At 40.3% G+C, this 17,929-nt stretch carries 15 protein-coding genes; 10 read left to right on the top strand and 5 right to left on the bottom strand.

The genetic code is table 11. From position 1 onward, the window contains the following. Nucleotides 1-283 precede the first annotated feature (283 nt). Both CXF88_RS01430 and cutA read right to left on the bottom strand, forming a co-directional pair. Complete coding sequence (locus tag CXF88_RS01430; RefSeq protein WP_101085009.1) at nucleotides 284-2,146, bottom strand: protein-disulfide reductase DsbD; 1,863 nt, start codon at nucleotides 2,144-2,146, stop codon at nucleotides 284-286. After that, nucleotides 2,143-2,469: a divalent-cation tolerance protein CutA gene (cutA, locus tag CXF88_RS01435; protein WP_101085010.1), complete on the bottom strand. Its 327-nt coding sequence runs from the start codon at nucleotides 2,467-2,469 to the stop codon at nucleotides 2,143-2,145. Before cutA ends, CXF88_RS01430 begins: the two co-directional genes overlap by 4 nt. A 228-nt stretch (nucleotides 2,470-2,697) precedes the next feature. On the opposite strand from cutA, the gene CXF88_RS01440 reads away from it, so the two are divergent. Beyond that, nucleotides 2,698-3,348: an FxsA family protein gene (locus CXF88_RS01440; RefSeq protein ID WP_101085011.1), complete on the top strand. Its 651-nt coding sequence runs from the start codon at nucleotides 2,698-2,700 to the stop codon at nucleotides 3,346-3,348. 170 nt (nucleotides 3,349-3,518) lie between these two features. Here the strand turns inward: CXF88_RS01440 and CXF88_RS01445 are convergent, their stop codons facing one another. Together CXF88_RS01445 and CXF88_RS01450 are read right to left on the bottom strand one after the other, a co-directional pair. Next, nucleotides 3,519-3,911 (bottom strand): hypothetical protein, encoded by a 393-nt coding sequence (locus tag CXF88_RS01445; protein ID WP_101085012.1) that lies wholly within the window; start codon nucleotides 3,909-3,911, stop codon nucleotides 3,519-3,521. Nucleotides 3,912-4,001: 90 nt separating this feature from the next. Further along, nucleotides 4,002-5,432 (bottom strand): MATE family efflux transporter, encoded by a 1,431-nt coding sequence (locus tag CXF88_RS01450; RefSeq protein WP_101085013.1) that lies wholly within the window; start codon nucleotides 5,430-5,432, stop codon nucleotides 4,002-4,004. A 214-nt stretch (nucleotides 5,433-5,646) separates the two neighbouring features. Here CXF88_RS01450 and CXF88_RS01455 point away from each other — a divergent pair, with 214 nt between their 5' ends. The 6 genes from CXF88_RS01455 to CXF88_RS01480 all read left to right on the top strand — a co-directional run bounded on the left by CXF88_RS01455 (nucleotide 5,647) and on the right by CXF88_RS01480 (nucleotide 13,162). Beyond that, nucleotides 5,647-5,937: a co-chaperone GroES gene (locus tag CXF88_RS01455; protein ID WP_011639076.1), complete on the top strand. Its 291-nt coding sequence runs from the start codon at nucleotides 5,647-5,649 to the stop codon at nucleotides 5,935-5,937. Nucleotides 5,938-5,994: 57 nt separating this feature from the next. Further along, the gene (gene groL / locus CXF88_RS01460; protein ID WP_101085014.1) at nucleotides 5,995-7,632 is read left to right on the top strand and encodes a chaperonin GroEL; all 1,638 of its coding nucleotides are present in this window, start codon (nucleotides 5,995-5,997) and stop codon (nucleotides 7,630-7,632) included. 430 nt (nucleotides 7,633-8,062) lie between these two features. Continuing rightward, complete coding sequence (locus tag CXF88_RS01465) at nucleotides 8,063-8,968, top strand: ABC transporter ATP-binding protein (protein ID WP_101085015.1); 906 nt, start codon at nucleotides 8,063-8,065, stop codon at nucleotides 8,966-8,968. After that, complete coding sequence (locus tag CXF88_RS01470; protein WP_101085016.1) at nucleotides 8,968-10,500, top strand: ABC-2 transporter permease; 1,533 nt, start codon at nucleotides 8,968-8,970, stop codon at nucleotides 10,498-10,500. The genes CXF88_RS01465 and CXF88_RS01470 overlap by 1 nt, the downstream gene beginning before the upstream one ends. 674 nt (nucleotides 10,501-11,174) lie before the next feature. Then, a complete protein-coding gene (locus CXF88_RS01475; RefSeq protein WP_101085017.1) occupies nucleotides 11,175-12,548 on the top strand; it encodes a HipA domain-containing protein in 1,374 nt (457 codons plus the stop codon). Beyond that, on the top strand, nucleotides 12,545-13,162 hold the full coding sequence (locus tag CXF88_RS01480; RefSeq protein ID WP_101085018.1) for a helix-turn-helix transcriptional regulator: 618 nt from the start codon (nucleotides 12,545-12,547) through the stop codon (nucleotides 13,160-13,162). The genes CXF88_RS01475 and CXF88_RS01480 overlap by 4 nt, the downstream gene beginning before the upstream one ends. Nucleotides 13,163-13,331: 169 nt before the next feature. Here CXF88_RS01480 and CXF88_RS01485 read toward each other — a convergent pair whose 3' ends face one another. Continuing rightward, entirely contained in the window at nucleotides 13,332-13,820 is a 489-nt protein-coding gene (locus CXF88_RS01485) for a TIGR00645 family protein (protein ID WP_011639070.1), read from the bottom strand. Between the two features lie 319 nt (nucleotides 13,821-14,139). Here CXF88_RS01485 and CXF88_RS01490 point away from each other — a divergent pair, with 319 nt between their 5' ends. The 3 genes from CXF88_RS01490 to CXF88_RS01500 all read left to right on the top strand — a co-directional run bounded on the left by CXF88_RS01490 (nucleotide 14,140) and on the right by CXF88_RS01500 (nucleotide 17,887). Beyond that, nucleotides 14,140-14,541, top strand: a complete 402-nt coding sequence (locus CXF88_RS01490; protein ID WP_197708399.1) for a hypothetical protein — start codon at nucleotides 14,140-14,142, stop codon at nucleotides 14,539-14,541. A 326-nt stretch (nucleotides 14,542-14,867) separates the two neighbouring features. Beyond that, a complete protein-coding gene (locus CXF88_RS01495; protein WP_101085020.1) occupies nucleotides 14,868-15,998 on the top strand; it encodes an FIST N-terminal domain-containing protein in 1,131 nt (376 codons plus the stop codon). 11 nt (nucleotides 15,999-16,009) lie between these two features. Further along, a complete protein-coding gene (locus tag CXF88_RS01500) occupies nucleotides 16,010-17,887 on the top strand; it encodes an EAL domain-containing protein (protein WP_101085021.1) in 1,878 nt (625 codons plus the stop codon). Nucleotides 17,888-17,929: the final 42 nt, after the last annotated feature.

The following is a 17,929-nucleotide window of genomic DNA, read 5'->3' on the forward strand; positions in this document are numbered from 1 at the left end:
GCGCCTTGAATGAGGGATACAAAATCTTATTGTATAAGAAAAAAGTTAACTTTCGATGACTTTAATAGCCTAAAAGCAAAAAACAGCATCTTTAGTGGCTAAAGATACTGTTTTATATAGTGTATTACTAAATGATTCTACCAACTGCTTTTACGGTACACAGCACAACATGCGATCATTCATTAAGTTGATTTGATGAATGCTCTCACTTTGCACATTCACTCAGCCCAGTAAGTTAATGTGCTTAGTCTGTTAAGTAAGTCTGTTAAGTCAGTCTGTTAACTTACTTTGCTAACAGTATATCTAAATGAGCAGCAAAGTCTTTTGGTCCCATAAAGCCGGTAACCCGCAAGTCTTCACGCTGCTCACCGTCGCTATTAAACATTAATAATGTCGGTAAACCTAACACGCCATAATGTTCTAAAAGGGTGATATCAATGTCATCGCTGGCAGTCACGTCAGCTTGCAATAACACCATTTGGTTCATACGCGTTTCCACGTCGGCATTTTTAAAGGTAATTGCTTCAAATTCTTTACACGCCACACACCAGTCGGCGTATAAATCTAACATCACCGTTTTACCGCTAATACTGGCTTTATCCAATTCAACTTCTAAGTCTTCCAGCGACTTAATACGGATAAAGTGATTGGCTTCGGTGTTGGTTTTGCCATCAATACTGGTTTGGGTCATATTTGAGGATTGATGACCAAAGCTGCTCATCAATGCTTGGAAGCCATAGGAGAAACTTGCCATCAAAGCCAGTAATAACAACACCCCACGGGTGCTTTGTTTCCAGTTAAATTCTGACAACCTGTTTTGATGCATTAAGTAAGCGATTAAGCTTATTGCCCATACTGACCAAAGTAAATCGGACACTAAACCAGGCCAAATACGACCAATCATTACAATAGAAACTGAAATCAGCAAGAAGCCAAAGATAGTTTTAATAATGTCCATCCACGCTCCTGCGCGCGGTAAGATTTTGCCACCCGAAGTCCCGATCACTAATAACGGTAAACCCATGCCCATGCTGAGTACATACAGTGCTAAAAAGCCTTGCAGTAAGTCGCCAGACTGCGCCACGTAAATCAGCACGCCAGATAACGGCGCCGTGGTACAAGGCGAAGCGACTAAACCTGAAATTACTCCCATCATAAACACACCAATAAGGTTGCCACCTTTTTGATTGTTCGACATCGAGTTCATTTTTTCTTGCCACTTCGATGGCAGTTTTAAATCGTACATGCCAAACATTGATAAGCTCAGCAGCACAAACATCACCGCCAAGAAAATCAAAATAGCAGGGTGTTGCAAGGCCGCTTGAAACTTAAGTCCGGCAGAGGCAACCACTAATCCTAATAATGAATAGGTAATTGCCATGCCTTGCACGTAGGCCATTGATAGGGTGAAGGCTTTAGCGGTAGAGAGTTTCTTGCCTTGACCAACAATAATGCCCGACAAAATAGGGTACATCGGAAACACACACGGTGTTAATGCTAAGCCAATACCTAAACCAAAGAAAATAACTAAAGTCCATAATAGGCTATCGTTTTGGAGCATTTGGTTTAACGTGTCTTGCTGAGTAATCGGTGCCGCTGGTGTATCGGTTGCCGTTGTTGATGCTTGCGTATCATCAGGTGCGCCAATCACTTTTTTACTGCTTAACGTGCCGTCATTTGCTTCAATCGCTGCTAACGTTACATCGTGCTTGGTTGGCGGATAACACAAGGTACCTTCTGCACAACCCATAAAGGTGACATGAAATACCGCATCGGCTTGCGCTTCTTTAAACGCAATAGGGATTTCAACAAACGAGTAAAACACCTCTTGGTCGCCAAAGTATTCGTCATGATGGTTTTTACCATGAGGTAATTCAATATCACCAATCACCGCACCGTCGACCGAAAACTGCAGCTTATCGCGATATAAATAATAGCCCTCTGCAATGACAAAATTGATTTTGAGCTGATTACCTTGTTGTTGGTAATCAAACACAAAAGCATCGTTAACCTTCATTAACTCAGGTTCGCTGCTTAAAAAGCTAAATTTATTACTCAACACATTAGCGCTGTGTGCTGCTGGCGCGAGTATCATTGATGACATCATTAACAATGATGTCAGGCATATGGCGACGAGTTTTTTCATGATGGTGAGTTGTCTTTTATCCATTGTAAATAAGGGCCAAAACCACCGGTAATTGGAGTGGCAATGAATTCTGGTACTTCATAAGGATGCATTGTGATCACGAGCTGTTCAATTGCATGGTAATCAATTGCCATGCATTTTATCTGTATTGGCACTTCGTGTGACTGACAAATGCTATTGTCCCAATAATAAATTGACTCAACGGCTTGGCCTATTTGTACACATGCCGCTAACTTTGCCTCTACTAATGCAGTCGCAATACTGGCTGCAATGTCAGCATCTGGGCAAGTGGTTAATATCAATAGCAGTTCAGGTTTATACATAAGTTGTCTTAAAGTTTACTTAAGCTAATGCTGTTATCATGCACAAGGTCATCACAGTACGCTTTTTTAAACGCATTTTCATTAAACTGAGGTGATATTCGTGACGCGTCTTGAAAAGAGACCCGTTCACCCCCATTTAAGTTTCATCGGCAACAGTTTTTTTACAGGTCGCCACTCTGTTATCTTATAAGTCGTCACTCTATCAAAAAGCGATCCTTAGAGGCCAATATGTTTTTTATTTTATTGTTAATATTTGTTTTAATACCGGTTATTGAACTCAATGTACTCATTGAAGTTGCCAGCTCAATTGGTTCATGGACCACAGTCGCGTTAGTGTTATTTACCGCGGTTGTTGGAGTGTCATTAGTACGCAGCCAAGGCCTTAGTACTTTAATGAGTGTGCAACAAAAATTAGCCCGAGGTGAAGCACCGGGGCAAGAAATTGTTGAAGGTATGATGTTGGCTGCCGCAGGGGTGTTATTGCTTATTCCTGGTTTTGTCACCGACTTTATTGGCTTAATTTTATTAACCCCATTTACCCGCGCTCCTATCGCGGCGTTTTTATATAAACGTATGCAACTTCGTGTTGTGGCTAATGGTGGTATTCCCCCTGGCTTTGGTGGCGGACAAAGTCCTTTTGGACAGTCCGGTCCATTTGCAGGGCAAAAGCCATTTGATCAACAGGGCAACACTTTCGACGGTGATTTTGAACATAAAAATGATCGTCCACGTAGCCATCAAATTGAGGTAGTTGATCTTGATGATGACATTAAAAATGATCGTGATGATGACATTAAAGATAAGCGCCATGACGACAATCGCGACGATATTATAGATGTAGAGCCTATTAAGCCCAAAGATGACGACAAGCCGTCTTAATACATACCACTTATGACACACCATCTTAATACACATTATGGTAATACCAACTTATTTAACAAGACCAAGTTTGATCTGTGATTTGCCGTGATGTGTAGAGCGTGTTTTGTTAAGCGCCGTGTTTAGCACTTGATCAAATATAACGTAAACAGCCGACTAATGCAGATGCATTACTTGGCTGTTTTTGTTTTTGCGCCTGTCTCGGAATCGGCTTGCCGCTGGAGTTGCTTATCTTGCTGAGCACCAAACCAAAATGCACTGATGATACTTAATCCCCAGTTGGCTAAAAATATCCAAGTGAGTATCGGCATGGTTGAGCTACTGTCGATGGCAACGTTGGATACCGCAGCATAAATGGAGGTTAAATCGTTGCCGATATTGCCTGTTAAAATTTGCTCCGCAATCACTTGTGCACGGCTAATAATTTGATCCATTATCACCAAAATACACACCATACTGACACTGATAAATCCCCAGCCGAGTAGCTTTTTACCCAACCAAATCTGGCCACTGCCAGGGCAAACAATGCCAGAGAGCATGGCGGCGTAAATGGATTTTTTCATGTTAAACCAAGATTTGTTGCGAGTGATATATTGTTATTAATCCACTGACACAGATTAAAAAGCAAGTGTGGCTGCCATTATTAACACAGTTTAATATTCGCCAAGGCGAGAGGTTGGTTTATTAGTGTCGTCTTGCTCGCCGTCAGTGGCTAATGAGTTATCTGAACAAGGCACCGTGTGCTTAATCTCTTTTGGCTCACTAATTTGCGTCGCCAGGTAATAACAAGCTATCCCCATCAATGTATTCGCAATGGGTAACGCCAATAAAATCCCTTTCACTCCGCCAACATACGAGCCTAGCGCCGCCAGCGGTAACATTAATAACATTAAGCGGCACAAGTTAATCACCAGTGAACTCAACGGCCTATGGTAAGCATTTAAGCTAGTAGCAACCATAATAACAATGGCAAGTGGCCCATAAGAGGCAGGCAACACCATAATATAAAAACTCAACCACTCAATAACCAGTGGGTCGTGAGTAAACAATCTTGCGATAGGTTCGGCATAAAAATACAGCGGAATAAACAAGATTGTTTGAAATACAAAAGCAAATCGCAACGACATCAATAAGGCTTTTTTGGCGCGATCAGGTTGGCTGGCACCTAGGTTTTGGGCAATAAACGGCATTAAACTCGACGACAGCGCCATCACCACAATCAATAATACCGACTCAAGCCTAATTCCGGCACCAAAGGCAGCCACACCCGCATGATCAATCCGTGCCAACATGGCCATTATAATGCCGTTGGCAATAGGATTTATTACATTCATTAACGCCGCTGGGCGGGCGATATGGGATAAGACTTTCCAATGTAAAATTAATCGACCCACATCAAACTCAGCAAACTGAACCAGTTTACGTTTGACAATAATCAAGTGGCCAGCAAATGACATTGCCACTACCCAAGAGAGTGTGGTCGCAATAGCCGCGCCTTGAATTTCTAAACGCGGAAAAGGGCCAATGCCGAAGATAAGTAACGGGTCGAGAACCAGGTTTATAATGGCGGCCAGCATCATAATTTTAGCCGGTGAGTGAGTGTCACCTGTGGCACGTAATGCTTGATTACCCACCATTAATAGCACCAAGGCAGGCGCACCTAAATACCAGTACCACATGTAGTCATTAATTAATGGCAAGCTGGCACCGTTAGCACCAAGCAAACTAAAAATAGGTTCAATAAACACACAGCCGAGTATCGACAAGCCCCAAATAATAAGCAGTGTCATGCACAAGGCATCAAATAAAAACACTCTGGATTCGGGCGCATGCCCAGATCCAATCAAACGACCAAGATTGGTTGACACACCCGCGCCAATGCCAATGCCGATGCTCGTAATCACTAAGGTTACCGGAAACGTAAAGCTCACTGCTGCCAGTGCATCTGTACCCAACTGGCTAATAAAAAAAATGTCCACCAGACTGCCACCCAGAATGGTCATAATCCCAATCAGGTTAGGCAAAGTCATGTTAAGCAGTACACGACCAATAGGTGCGCTGAGCAACCCGTGTCTGTCTTTCATCTATTCTCAAACGTTTGGTGTTTCAAAGGAGCCGAATTCTATCAGGATTAGCATTGCTTTAATAAAACAGACGTAAAAAAAGTGCAATTATTTTTAAAATTCCCCTTGGATCTGTGACCAGTCACCCCCATATCACATGCATCAAGGGGGAAACCCTTATTTGTTAGTCAATAGCCTCGCTTTTTGGGCATCAAATCATTAGGAGAGTTCATAGATGAATATTCGTCCATTACATGACCGCGTTATCGTTAAACGCTTAGAAGTTGAATCTAAATCTGCAGGCGGTATCGTGCTTACAGGCAGCGCAGCAGAAAAATCAACTCGCGGTAAAATCCTTGCAGTAGGCAACGGTCGTATCTCAGAAAATGGCACAGTTACACCACTTGACGTTAAAGTGGGCGACGTGGTGATCTTCAATGAAGGTTATGGCGTGAAGAAAGAAAAAATTGACGGTGAAGAAGTGTTAATCCTGTCAGAAGCTGACCTGATGGCAGTCGTAGGCTAAGCCTCACGCATCAATCGACTTTCCAATTAATCATTAAATTTAAAGGAACATCAAAAAATGGCAGCAAAAGAAGTCTTATTTGGTAACGACGCACGCGTAAAAATGCTTGCAGGCGTTAACATCCTAGCCAACGCAGTTAAAGTAACCTTAGGCCCTAAAGGTCGTAACGTTGTTTTAGATAAAAGCTTTGGTTCGCCAATGATCACCAAAGATGGTGTGTCAGTTGCTAAAGAAATCGAACTAACAGACAAGTTCGAAAACATGGGCGCACAAATGGTGAAAGAAGTTGCTTCTAAAGCCAATGACGCAGCCGGTGACGGTACCACTACTGCAACAGTATTAGCACAAGCTATTGTTGTTGAAGGCCTAAAAGCAGTTGCAGCGGGTATGAACCCAATGGACCTTAAGCGCGGTATCGACAAAGCAGTTATCGCAGCCGTTGCTGAACTTAAACTACTTTCTCAAGAATGTTCAGACACTAAAGCGATTGCTCAAGTAGGTACAATTTCTGCTAACTCTGACGAGTCAATCGGCGACATCATTGCAACCGCAATGGAAAAAGTCGGTAAAGAAGGCGTTATTACCGTTGAAGAAGGCCAAGCGCTTGAAAACGAATTAGACGTTGTTGAAGGTATGCAATTTGACCGTGGTTACTTATCACCATACTTCATCAACAAGCCAGAAACTGGCAGCATTGAATTAGACAGCCCATTCATTTTATTAGTAGACAAAAAAGTATCTAATATCCGTGAATTGTTGCCAATCCTTGAAGGTCTAGCTAAAACAGGTAAGCCATTGCTTATCGTTGCAGAAGACGTTGAAGGCGAAGCTTTAGCGACACTCGTTGTGAACAACATGCGTGGCATCGTTAAAGTTGCTGCTGTTAAAGCTCCTGGTTTTGGCGACCGTCGTAAAGCAATGCTTCAAGACGTTGCTATCCTAACTGGCGGTACTGTTATCGCTGAAGAAATCGGTCTAGAACTTGAAAAAGCCACTCTAGAAGATTTAGGTACAGCTAAGCGCGTAATCATCACTAAAGATAACACTACAATCATCGATGGTAGTGGCGACCAAGTGCAAATTTCTGCACGTGTTTCGCAAATCAAACAACAAGTTGAAGATTCAACTTCAGACTACGACAAAGAAAAGCTTCAAGAGCGTATGGCTAAGTTAGCTGGCGGTGTTGCAGTAATCAAAGTTGGCGCAGCAACAGAAGTTGAAATGAAAGAGAAAAAAGCGCGCGTAGAAGATGCATTGCATGCAACTCGCGCAGCGGTTGAAGAAGGTGTGGTCGCCGGTGGTGGTGTTGCCCTTGTTCGCGTAGCAAGCATGATCAAAGACATTGACGTGTTAAACGAAGATCAAAAGCACGGTGTGGTTATTGCCCTACGCGCTATGGAAGCGCCACTTCGTCAAATCGCTACTAACGCAGGTCAAGAAGCCTCAGTTGTGGCTAACACTGTTAAAAACGGCACCGGTAACTTCGGTTACAACGCCGGTAACGACACTTACGGTGACATGTTAGAGATGGGTATCCTAGACCCAACTAAAGTGACTCGTAGTGCGCTACAGTTCGCCGCATCTATTGCTGGTCTTATGATCACAACAGAAGCGATGATTGCTGATGTACCACAAGATTCTGCACCAGATATGGGCGGAATGGGTGGTATGGGCGGAATGGGCGGCATGATGTAATCTAACTGGTTAAAATCAGTTATAGCGGCGTTACTTTTCCACTCACGTAGAAAAACACTACGCTTCGTGACAAAAAGCCTTGCTCTAAGCTGATTTTTCCTGCGTTAGATCAAATGTTGTTTCAAGCCTAAAAGCTTAAAACCAAATTTCTTTTAAAAGAAAAGAGAAAGCCTCGATTCCTAACCGTATTGAGGCTTTTTGTTTTTCGCTTGTTGCTTAATATGTAACGGTTTTTTCGTTAAGTCTGATTAGGATGCGATGTGAACGATATTGGCCTCAAAGCTTTACTTATTTCACCAATAGTTAGTTAAATTCAGCATTATTTGTAAATACTCTAATTAAGTTAAGTTTAACTTGTTGAATTTTAATAGGTTATTTTTGGCGCTGTATTTGCATTGTTATTTCATCTTGATCTATATAGGGAAATACAATGTTATTGGATATTCAATCACTTAGTCATCAATACCAAAGTGGGAAAAAGGCTAAGCCTGCAATCAAATCGCTGTCGCTGCAAGTTGAGCCGGGGATTTTGGGGCTGTTAGGTCCTAATGGTGCGGGTAAATCTAGCTTGATGCGTATTCTCGCAACAATAACAAAACCAACCCATGGGAATATCTTCTGGCAAGGGCAAGATATTCTTAAGTCACCTCAAGTATTGAGGAAAGAGCTGGGTTATTTGCCACAATATTTTGGGGTATATGATCAGTTATCCGGCATCGAATTTCTGCACTACATGGCTAGCTTAAAAGGGTTAGATAAATTAACCGCAAATCACACCATCGACGATTTACTTCATAAACTCAACCTAACGCACGCTGCGCATATGCCATTGAAAGGCTATTCTGGCGGCATGAAACAACGAATTGGTATTGCACAGGCTTTACTTAATGATCCCAAATTGCTGATTATTGACGAACCCACCGTTGGCCTTGACCCACAAGAGCGTGCTAATTTTCGCCAGTTATTAACCGAGTTAGCAGGTGAACGGTGCATTATATTCTCTACGCATATCGTGGCCGATGTTGAATCCATTGCAGACCGTATTGCGATTATGCACTCAGGGAGTTTAATTCAATCAGAATCACCACGTGCACTTCAAGATAAGATCGCTAATAAATGCTGGCAACTCACCGCAAATTTCAGTGAACTAAAGCAAATTCAGCATGAGTTTATTGTTAGCCATAGTGTGCGTAAAGACACCATGGTTGAACTCAACATTATTGCTGACAATTGCCCCGATGAAAGAGCCATTTCAAGAACTCCATCCTTAGAAGATGCTTACCTTTATTTTACCAGTAACCGACAAGCTCAAATTGGCTATGCGAGGGCAAGTTAATGAATCAAGTTTGGCAATGCATTGTCGCTGATTTTAAACAACGAACTCGCCAGCAAAGCTTTGTAGTAACACTTCTGGCGATGTCGGTATTAACATTACTTTTTTTCCCATCCCCCGATGCCCATTATCAAACGCTAGTGATTAATGGTTATCGTGGTATCTACAATAGCGCCTGGCTTGGTATATGCCTTGCGATGTTGAACGTGTTGTTTTTGCCTCTTATCTGTTTTTATCTAGTCAAAAATGCTCTTGAATTAGACCGAAAATCAATGACCTGTGAACTCATCGCAGCAACCCCGATTAATAAACTGACTTTTTTATTAGCCAAGTGGTGCACAAGTGTATTTATTCTGGTTTCTATTGTGCTGGTTATGTTGCTGAGTAGTATTGGGATCCAGCTTTATTATGGTGAAAGTTATCAAATCGATCTTTGGGCGTTAGCATGGCCACAATTCGTTTTTGTATTGCCAATGCTATTGGCTATTGCCGCTATCGCGATAATGTTTGAGTCAATTAAGTGGCTTAGAGGCGGGTTAGGCAACGTCGTTTATTTTTTCTTATGGATTGGCTCTATTGTTCAAACCATTGAAAGCGTGTCTGGGATCGGAGCATTAGTCGACCATTTAGATGCAGAAGTCGCAGAGCGCTTTCCGCTACAGCAAGGTAATACTAATATAGGCATAAATATCAGTGATGAAACACGCGAAATAAATACCTTTGTTTGGCAAGGAATAGAGCCGACGATAATGCACCTTTGGGGAGCGCTGCCTTTGCTTCTTATTTGTCTTGGTTGTTTAGTGTTAGCGTTTATCTTTTTTGACCGTTTTAGCGCACACTCACTATCTGAAAACAAACCAGATTTATGGATGAATTTCACATTAAAAACCAAAGTGGTTAGCCTACTGGATAGTTTTTTTGTCACGTTAACTCAGCATTTCGCTTTTACTCGTTTATTAAGATTAGAGCTAAAATTAATACTCAAAGGCCATTCGGTATATTGGTTTATCGGTTTGCTGGTGTTGAATGGTATTCAGTTGTTTATCAGCCAGGATTTACTTCTCAGCATTTTTTTACCCATTTCATGGTTGTGGTGCGTGTTAGTGATTTCTCAGTTAGGCCAATTAGAAAAACAATCGAATACGGTAGAGCTGATGACTTACAGCAAACAATCCCCCATATTACAAAGCTTAGCCAGTTATTCAGCAGCATGGATGTTATTAGGCTTAGCAAGTATGGGAAGTGTGCTGCGCTTTACAGGAGGAGCTGAGTGGTTGTTGCTGGTTCAATTGATTATCGCCATTTCATTTACTGTATCTTTGGCCTATTTTTGTGGCACGTTTACAGGAACAAAACGGATGTTTGAAGTGCTTTATCCGGCACTTTGGTACATGGGGCCCATTCAAGCTGCACTATATGTCGATTTTTTTGGTGTGAATAGCCAAGCAAGTTGGCAGGCGGGTGTACCGTATTTATTTTTTGCTACTGCAATCGGTCTGCTGATGTTAACCGTTAGTGCTAAACGCACCCGCTAGCATATCAACATCAGTTTAATAGCCGGATAGTGGCTAGATAAATGATGAAAAAGTAATTAAGTCCATCCGCAGGAATGAGTGTAAACCTCGAATGTAGATTGTGGTTGTGTCGTCTATTTCAAAAAAGTTATTAAAAATAAGTGGGGAAGAGTTAACTTTCCCCAACTATTTATCTCTGCTATTTACATCAAGTGAGCCTGATATTACTTGCGGGTAATCTTATCCAAATATCCAATGACGAATACCGATAAGACTGATATTTATCTCGTATTCATAAGTGTAGGTCGAATTTATTTTTCTTAAATAAGCGTTCAATTTGTTGTTTGGCGTTTTATTTAAGTTTAGTCAGCCAAGCATTTAAAGGATGTTATGTAAACATGCGATTATTGAGTTATATAATGCTCAATACGTAGTGTTATGGCTCATTGTTGAGTATTATACAACTCAATAATAAACTGGCCCGATAGCTTTTGAGTATTATAAGACGTATTAGCTATCAGCGTAGCAATCTTCTAATTATCCAAATTAACGACAAGAACAAACAACTAAATGAGTCTTATAGTACTCAGTAATTGAAGGTGATAACAATTATTGAGTACTATAAGTTACTTTTATTGAGGGTTTACATATTTTTGAGTACAATAGTATTCATTAAGTATAAAAAAGAGTATTCAATGGAAGATATTAATCTTGAAAATTTAAATGAACTAACTGTACAAGCTTTCATTGATAACTCATGGAAGGATATTGCGACGATTACATTCCCGAATAATGCTGATTACACATTTGACGCTACCGAAGTCGATTATGAACTTGACTATATAATTGCTAATCTTTCTGCGGATGATCACCATGCAGTATCTATAAATCACCCTGTTGAATTCTATTTTGATGACAATGGACAACAAGGTTGGTTGAAGTTCATTGACGACATCATCCCTAGTGGCTCAAGCCGAAAGTACTGGCTGACTCAAATAGATACTGATGGGATGTCAGCCAATCAACAAAAGTTCGTGTTGCTAGCATATGGCACTATTTCTCCCATTGGAAATTTGCGTATCAAAGAATCTATAGAAGCAGTTAATAGAGTTCCTAATCAATACTTTGAAGTTTCAGACGTAGCAAGTAGAGGTGCAGACTTTTTGAGTTACGCACAAACTCGGGGGGCCGCTGCTGGTGGAGCTACTGGAGCAGGTGGAGAAGCCCCAAAACTGCTACTAAGACGTAGCAAAAACGATGTCGTGTGGATAGATACCTATCAAGACAATACAAATATTGATGATATGTATTACCTCGTTAAATTCCCAAGAGGGAATAGAAGGGGAGTTAATGATGCGGTGTTAGTTGCCGAATACCACTATTATCATGAGTTAACCGCTATGGGTTTTAGTACTATACCTGTAGCAGACATGAAACTAGAAAAAGGTGAAAACTATCATTCACTTTGGTTGCCAAGGTTCGATATAGAGACTCAAGTAGATGGGACTACCAAACGTTATGGTATGGAATCTGTGTACTCAATGTTAAAAAAACCGCCAGCTACTATTTTAGATCATGGTGAGACAATACGTGAGTTGGTTGACCTGATCACTCAGAGTAATACAGTCAAAGAGAAGCACCTGCATTTTGATGTTGAGGCATTTATTATTGAATGGGTTCGCCGTGACTTATTAAATATTGCGTTTGGTAATAGCGATAACCACGGACGAAATACTTCATTCTATAAAGATGACAAGGGTATAAGGTTAACCCCCATTTATGACTTTGCGCCTATGAAAGCTGATCCAGATGGTATACCAAGAACAACGAAATGGGCTGCTCCAGATCTTGAACTTGGTGGTAAATTTAATTTTATTGAGATTGCCTACTCTTTAAGTGATTTAATTGATCCAGAACTATTGATAAATGAACTAAGGACAACAGCACATCAACTAGTCGGTTTAAAGCAAAGGCTAATCGATCGTGGTGTTCCTGATCAAATAGTGAATATGCCAACATTTGGGTTTGATTTTCTAGATGAAAAATTAAAACAATGGGAATTATTATGAAAAAGAAAAATTTAACGAATACAGTTAACTTCTTAAAAAAACATAATTCTGATAGCAATATGAAATTTAACAGCGAGGGTGAACGTATACAGACTAGAAGCGACCAAATTATAACGAATCGAGTTGATAACAGCGTTGTCCATATGACTGTTGCAGATGCTGGAAAACCCGTTGTTGTTCAGAGAGGCCCGCTCCCTAGATTGGAGGGAACTCTTAGAGGTAAGTCATTTGCAAGCGATGTAACAACTAGTGATAAAACTCAAACTAGGCAACGTTCGTCTACGAACACGGCTATTAAGGATGCTAAGTTACGTAGGGCAGTTATTAATAATGTTATGACTAAATTACTATTTTCTAACATTACACAAGGAGATGCCTTAATTCAGTTACGCATACAGGTACTCGGTTTGAACCAAGAAAAATATGCAAAGTTAGTGAACGTTTCTCGTAAAAAGCTTTCTGATATAGAAAATAATAGAAGCAACCCAAGCGTTGTGGTTTTGAATAAAGTGTTTAAGCCTTTTGGTTTAAACGTAGGTTTGATCCCAATCTCACCCACGGTATTGCAAAATGTTCTAGATGATGGTGACTTTGTTAGGTATTTACCCGAGTAAGGTAAATTTTTGCTCCTAAAATAGGTTGATGATTTTTATTAAGCTTGTTGGATCTCCCAACTGGCTATTTTATGCACTTCGTTTGGGGTTTCATTCTAAATCAGTGAGGCAGAGTAAGGTTTCTGCCCCACGATATTGTCTATGCTATTTCTAGGACGTAAATCTGCTATTACTTCCGCGTAATCTTATCCAAATATCCCATGGCGAAGGCCGATAACACGAAGGTGATGTGGATGAGCAAATACCACATGATTTTGTCGTTAGCGATATTTTCGGCATTCATAAAGACTTTAAGTAGGTGAATAGACGAAATCGCCACAATAGATGCGGCTACTTTGTTTTTTAGCGAGCCTGCATCCATCTTGCCAAGCCAGTTGAGTTTCTCGCTGTTTTCGCCCACATCAAGCTGTGATACGAAGTTTTCGTAACCTGAAAACATCACCATGATGAGTAGACCACCGACTAAAGTGATGTCGATTAACGATAGGGTGATTAGCACCAAATCGACTTCTTTTATCGAGAAAATATTGGGGATAATATGAAAGATCTCTTGAAAGAACTTTATGCCTAAGGCGAATAAGATTAGGCTTAATCCCAAATAAATCGGCGCCATGATCCAACGTGATGCATACATCAATCTTTCAAACACTTTTTCCATTAAAAATTAATCCTTCAGATAAAATACGTAGAAATAACTCAAGTCACTCATTCTAAAACAATAACAAAATGAACGTTAACTGCGCCGACATGCAGTGGCACACGTGATGATGTGTTGCCTGTACACTTTGCATTATGCACAGTGTATTGCATTATGTTCTTAGTGGTCGATATTTAGTGAGGGCAGAGTAAACGTTATTGCCGTCTAAATCACCTATTGTCTATTCATCCCAGACGTTTTTAATCTAAGCCTCAGGTTTATTGATTATACTGTTTTGCTTGGGTATGTATTTCAACACTTAAAAGAGAGATCTATCATTATGGATAAACCTACCAACGCGCCTCGTAAAATGCCTTGGGTTGCGATAAGTGTCATAGCATCCATAGTATTGCTGTTTGGGTTGTTGTTAATGCTGATGCCCAAGGGGTTTACGTCTAATCTTGAACAAATTGGTACGGGCAAACCTGCGGTAGTATTTGTCTATGATCCTAACCTTGTTTCAAGTATCACCCAAACAGAGCAGATGAATGAAGCTCGGTCTCATCTTGGTGATAACGTGTACTTTCTGCTTGCTAGAACAGCAACGCCTGAGGGCGATGCGTTTATCGCCAAGCATAACGCACGAGTAACTGAACTATTCCTCTTTGACTCAGCAGGAAGCCTAATTAAAAGACAGCGTGCGGTGATAGATGCGAATGAGCTGATGCGGTGGGTACGCTAGTCATTTATAGGAATCCCTTAGTTTGCGCTTAGGGGGTGAACTTTGATGCTTCAATATTTTGAAGTGGTTGTTGTATATTTAAGTCATTGTGAATAGCTGCTTGCTTAGCTAAGTTGATTAAAATTTATAATCCAGATGTTGGATACTAAAAAACCTCGACACTATAAGTTTAGAGGTTTTTTACTTTTTAGATATTTAAGTGTATTGGTGTTGGCGCGATAATTAATAAGTTTACTTACTTGTGTAGCGCCATTTCTTTGTGCCTGTTGCTTGCAGTAACGTTTTAAGCTACAACTTAATGAATACTCTTTAGTGAGAGGCTACTAATGTACGTTTTTCAGACAATATATCAACATAGCCATTGGGATAAACCGTTACTGCAAAATTCAGCGATTAATTTGGTGCTGGCATTTGGTTCACCTGAGCTAATGTTAGACAATAAGCTTAATGATGAGCTATCAATAGCTTTTCCTAATGCGCAAATAGTGGGTTGTAGCACTAGCGGTGAAATACAAGATGATTGTCTGTTTGACGACAGTATATGCGTTACCGCAATTGATTTTGAGCATACCCAGGTGCAAGTTGTCAGCAATTCGATAAACCAATTTGAGCATTGCGCTGAATTAGCAAAGCAGTTGATAGATCAATTAAGCTTTGATGGGCTAAAGCATGTTTTCGTTATTTCTGATGGTCATGTGGTTAATGGTTCTGAACTGGTTGATGGTTTACAGCAACACTTGCCTAAAGGCGTTATGGCAACGGGAGGCTTAGCCGGTGATGGGGAGCGTTTTAGTCAAACCACGGTATGGCATAATCAGCGAATAGAAAGTGGTCTTATTGTGCTGGTAGGGCTTTATGGTGAAAGATTATCTGTTGGTTTTGGTAGTCTAGGAGGCTGGCGTCCATTTGGGCCTAAACGGGTGATCACCCAGTCGATAGATAATGTGCTTTATGAACTCGATGGGCGGCCAGCTCTTGATTTATATAAAGAGTTTTTAGGTGAGTTTTCTGCTGGTTTGCCTGCTTCTGCTTTACTATATCCGTTAGCGCTACAACTCGATGGCGAGCAAGAAATTGTGGTTCGCACTATATTATCCATTGATGAACTGCAAAAAAGCATGTTGTTTGCAGGTAATATGCCAACAGGCGCGACATGTCAGTTAATGCATTCTAATAATGAAGACTTGCTTGATGGCGCTCAACTTGCCGCAGAGGATGCTGTCTCTTCCTTTGAGGGGATACAGCCTGAACTGGCTATTCTAATCAGTTGTGTCGGTCGTCGACTCGTTTTACGGCAACGGGTTGAAGAAGAGTTAGAAATTATAAAACAAGGCTTATCTGCTCAGTGCGCTATTTCGGGTTTCTACTCGTATGGTGAAATATCGCCTATTAAGTCTATTGGTCGGTGTGGTTTACATAATCAGACCATGGCTGTCACGTTATTTTCTGAGAAATAGTGATATTAACAATGCATAAACTGCTATTGCGTCAGCTTAAACGTAACCAGAAAGATGATGTGTTTATTTCAAAAAATGACCTTTTTTTAAATTCAATATCAGATGCTTATGCTCAAAACGAGCAAAGTGTAAAAATGTTAGAGCGTTCTTTATTTCTTATCTCAAATGAGTTGAACGAGCGTAACCAAACGCTAAATGACCAGTTAGCAAAGATGAAACTGGTTCAAGATAAGCTTGAACATTCCATTGGTTTATTAAATGCGACGGTTAATTCGACCGGTGAGATTTTATTTGTGTATGGATTAAATGGCGAACTATTGTCATTTAACACCATGGGGCAAGAATTTTTTGACGATATAGGCTTTAAACCTGTATCGCATTGGGAAGAGTTTCTTAGCATTATTAAAGATAAACAACATATGTTATCTATTATTGATCGTCTTAAACATGACCCTTTTCAATATTTAACTGGCACTATAGAGTTACTCGATAACCGTTTTTTTGATTACCGGTCTTTACCTCAGATACAAGAGAAGCAAATTTATGGCCGAGTGTGGTGCTTTCGCGATGTGACAGTGCAAAAGCAGTATGAGGCTACTATTGAATATCATGCTTTTCATGATGCACTCACTGGCTTACCTAATCGTGCATTATTATTGGATAGAATTAGCCATTCTATTGCGACGAGTAAAAGAGAAAATAAAAAGTTAGCGGTGTTATTTTTAGACTTAGATGACTTTAAAAAAATCAACGATACAGAAGGCCATGACGCAGGTGACTTGCTGCTAAAAGAAGTGGTTCGACGACTTCAAACACGCTTAAGAGATTTTGATACTTTGTCCCGCCAAGGTGGTGATGAGTTTATTATTGTTTTAGAAAAAATAGAGTCTGAAATGACCATAAAACAGGTTTGCCAAGACTTGTTGGCATTGATTAAACAGCCTTTTACTATTGGTTCTCGTCAATTTATTGTGACCTCAAGTATTGGCATTTCACTATTCCCTAATGATGATGACAATGCCAACGCGCTGATCCGTAAAGCGGATTTAGCTATGTATGAGTCAAAATCACTGGGTAAAAACAGCTTTCATTTTTATAGTCAGGCGCTTGAAAAAGAGGCATTAACTCAACTTGCTGTAGAGCAAGCGCTACGCCAAGCCATTGAAAATAATGGTTTACATTTGGCGTATCAACCTAAAGTTGATTTAAAAACAATGAAAGTGGTTAGTGTTGAGGCGTTATGTCGCTGGACTCAGCAAGATGGCACAGTGATCCCACCCGATATATTTATTCCAATAGCAGAACAAACTGGGCTGATTATTGATATCGGCTGCTTGGTGATTTCTAAAGCCTGCTTACAATTAGCGAAGTGGCGAGATACTGGTATTACTGAGTTGGCTATTTCAATTAATCTAAGCTGTTTAGAATTTCAAAACGAAGCGCTAATAACACATTTAATTGATACATTAACCCATTATAAGTTAGAGGGTAAATATCTTATTATTGAATTAACTGAATCGATTTTTATGGAAGATAAATTCAGTGTAAAAGAAATTATGTTACGGCTTAATCAATATGGGATTACTTTTGCACTGGATGATTTCGGAAAAGGTTATTCATCATTTAGTTACTTACAATTTTTGCCATTGCATTATCTCAAAATAGATAAAGCATTTTTACAAGATGTTGAGAGTAGCAGCTCATCGGCAGCGATTGCTAAAACTATTATCGACATCGGACATAACCTAGGATTAAAAGTTATCGCTGAAGGGGTGGAAGACCAATTTATGCTTGATTACATTAAGACCTATAAATGTGATTTAGCCCAAGGTTTTTATCTGTATAAGCCCATGCTGCCAGAGGCGATAGAATCCTTATATCTCGGCTGATCTGATTGAGTAAAGGCGGGATTGAGTAAGGCCAGAGCATAA

Origin of the sequence: Shewanella sp. ALD9, from assembly GCF_002836315.1 — a bacterium.
Classification (GTDB): domain Bacteria; phylum Pseudomonadota; class Gammaproteobacteria; order Enterobacterales; family Shewanellaceae; genus Shewanella.

Excerpts from the sequence above, each read along its gene's own strand:
- CXF88_RS01430 (WP_101085009.1), bottom strand. The coding sequence starts at position 2,146 with ATGAAAAAACTCGTCGCCATATGCCTGACATCATTGTTAATGATGTCA.
- cutA (WP_101085010.1), bottom strand. The coding sequence starts at position 2,469 with ATGTATAAACCTGAACTGCTATTGATATTAACCACTTGCCCAGATGCT.
- CXF88_RS01440 (WP_101085011.1), top strand. The coding sequence starts at position 2,698 with ATGTTTTTTATTTTATTGTTAATATTTGTTTTAATACCGGTTATTGAA.
- CXF88_RS01445 (WP_101085012.1), bottom strand. The coding sequence starts at position 3,911 with ATGAAAAAATCCATTTACGCCGCCATGCTCTCTGGCATTGTTTGCCCT.
- CXF88_RS01450 (WP_101085013.1), bottom strand. The coding sequence starts at position 5,432 with ATGAAAGACAGACACGGGTTGCTCAGCGCACCTATTGGTCGTGTACTG.
- CXF88_RS01455 (WP_011639076.1), top strand. The coding sequence starts at position 5,647 with ATGAATATTCGTCCATTACATGACCGCGTTATCGTTAAACGCTTAGAA.
- groL (WP_101085014.1), top strand. The coding sequence starts at position 5,995 with ATGGCAGCAAAAGAAGTCTTATTTGGTAACGACGCACGCGTAAAAATG.
- CXF88_RS01465 (WP_101085015.1), top strand. The coding sequence starts at position 8,063 with ATGTTATTGGATATTCAATCACTTAGTCATCAATACCAAAGTGGGAAA.
- CXF88_RS01470 (WP_101085016.1), top strand. The coding sequence starts at position 8,968 with ATGAATCAAGTTTGGCAATGCATTGTCGCTGATTTTAAACAACGAACT.
- CXF88_RS01475 (WP_101085017.1), top strand. The coding sequence starts at position 11,175 with ATGGAAGATATTAATCTTGAAAATTTAAATGAACTAACTGTACAAGCT.
- CXF88_RS01480 (WP_101085018.1), top strand. The coding sequence starts at position 12,545 with ATGAAAAAGAAAAATTTAACGAATACAGTTAACTTCTTAAAAAAACAT.
- CXF88_RS01485 (WP_011639070.1), bottom strand. The coding sequence starts at position 13,820 with ATGGAAAAAGTGTTTGAAAGATTGATGTATGCATCACGTTGGATCATG.
- CXF88_RS01490 (WP_197708399.1), top strand. The coding sequence starts at position 14,140 with ATGGATAAACCTACCAACGCGCCTCGTAAAATGCCTTGGGTTGCGATA.
- CXF88_RS01495 (WP_101085020.1), top strand. The coding sequence starts at position 14,868 with ATGTACGTTTTTCAGACAATATATCAACATAGCCATTGGGATAAACCG.
- CXF88_RS01500 (WP_101085021.1), top strand. The coding sequence starts at position 16,010 with ATGCATAAACTGCTATTGCGTCAGCTTAAACGTAACCAGAAAGATGAT.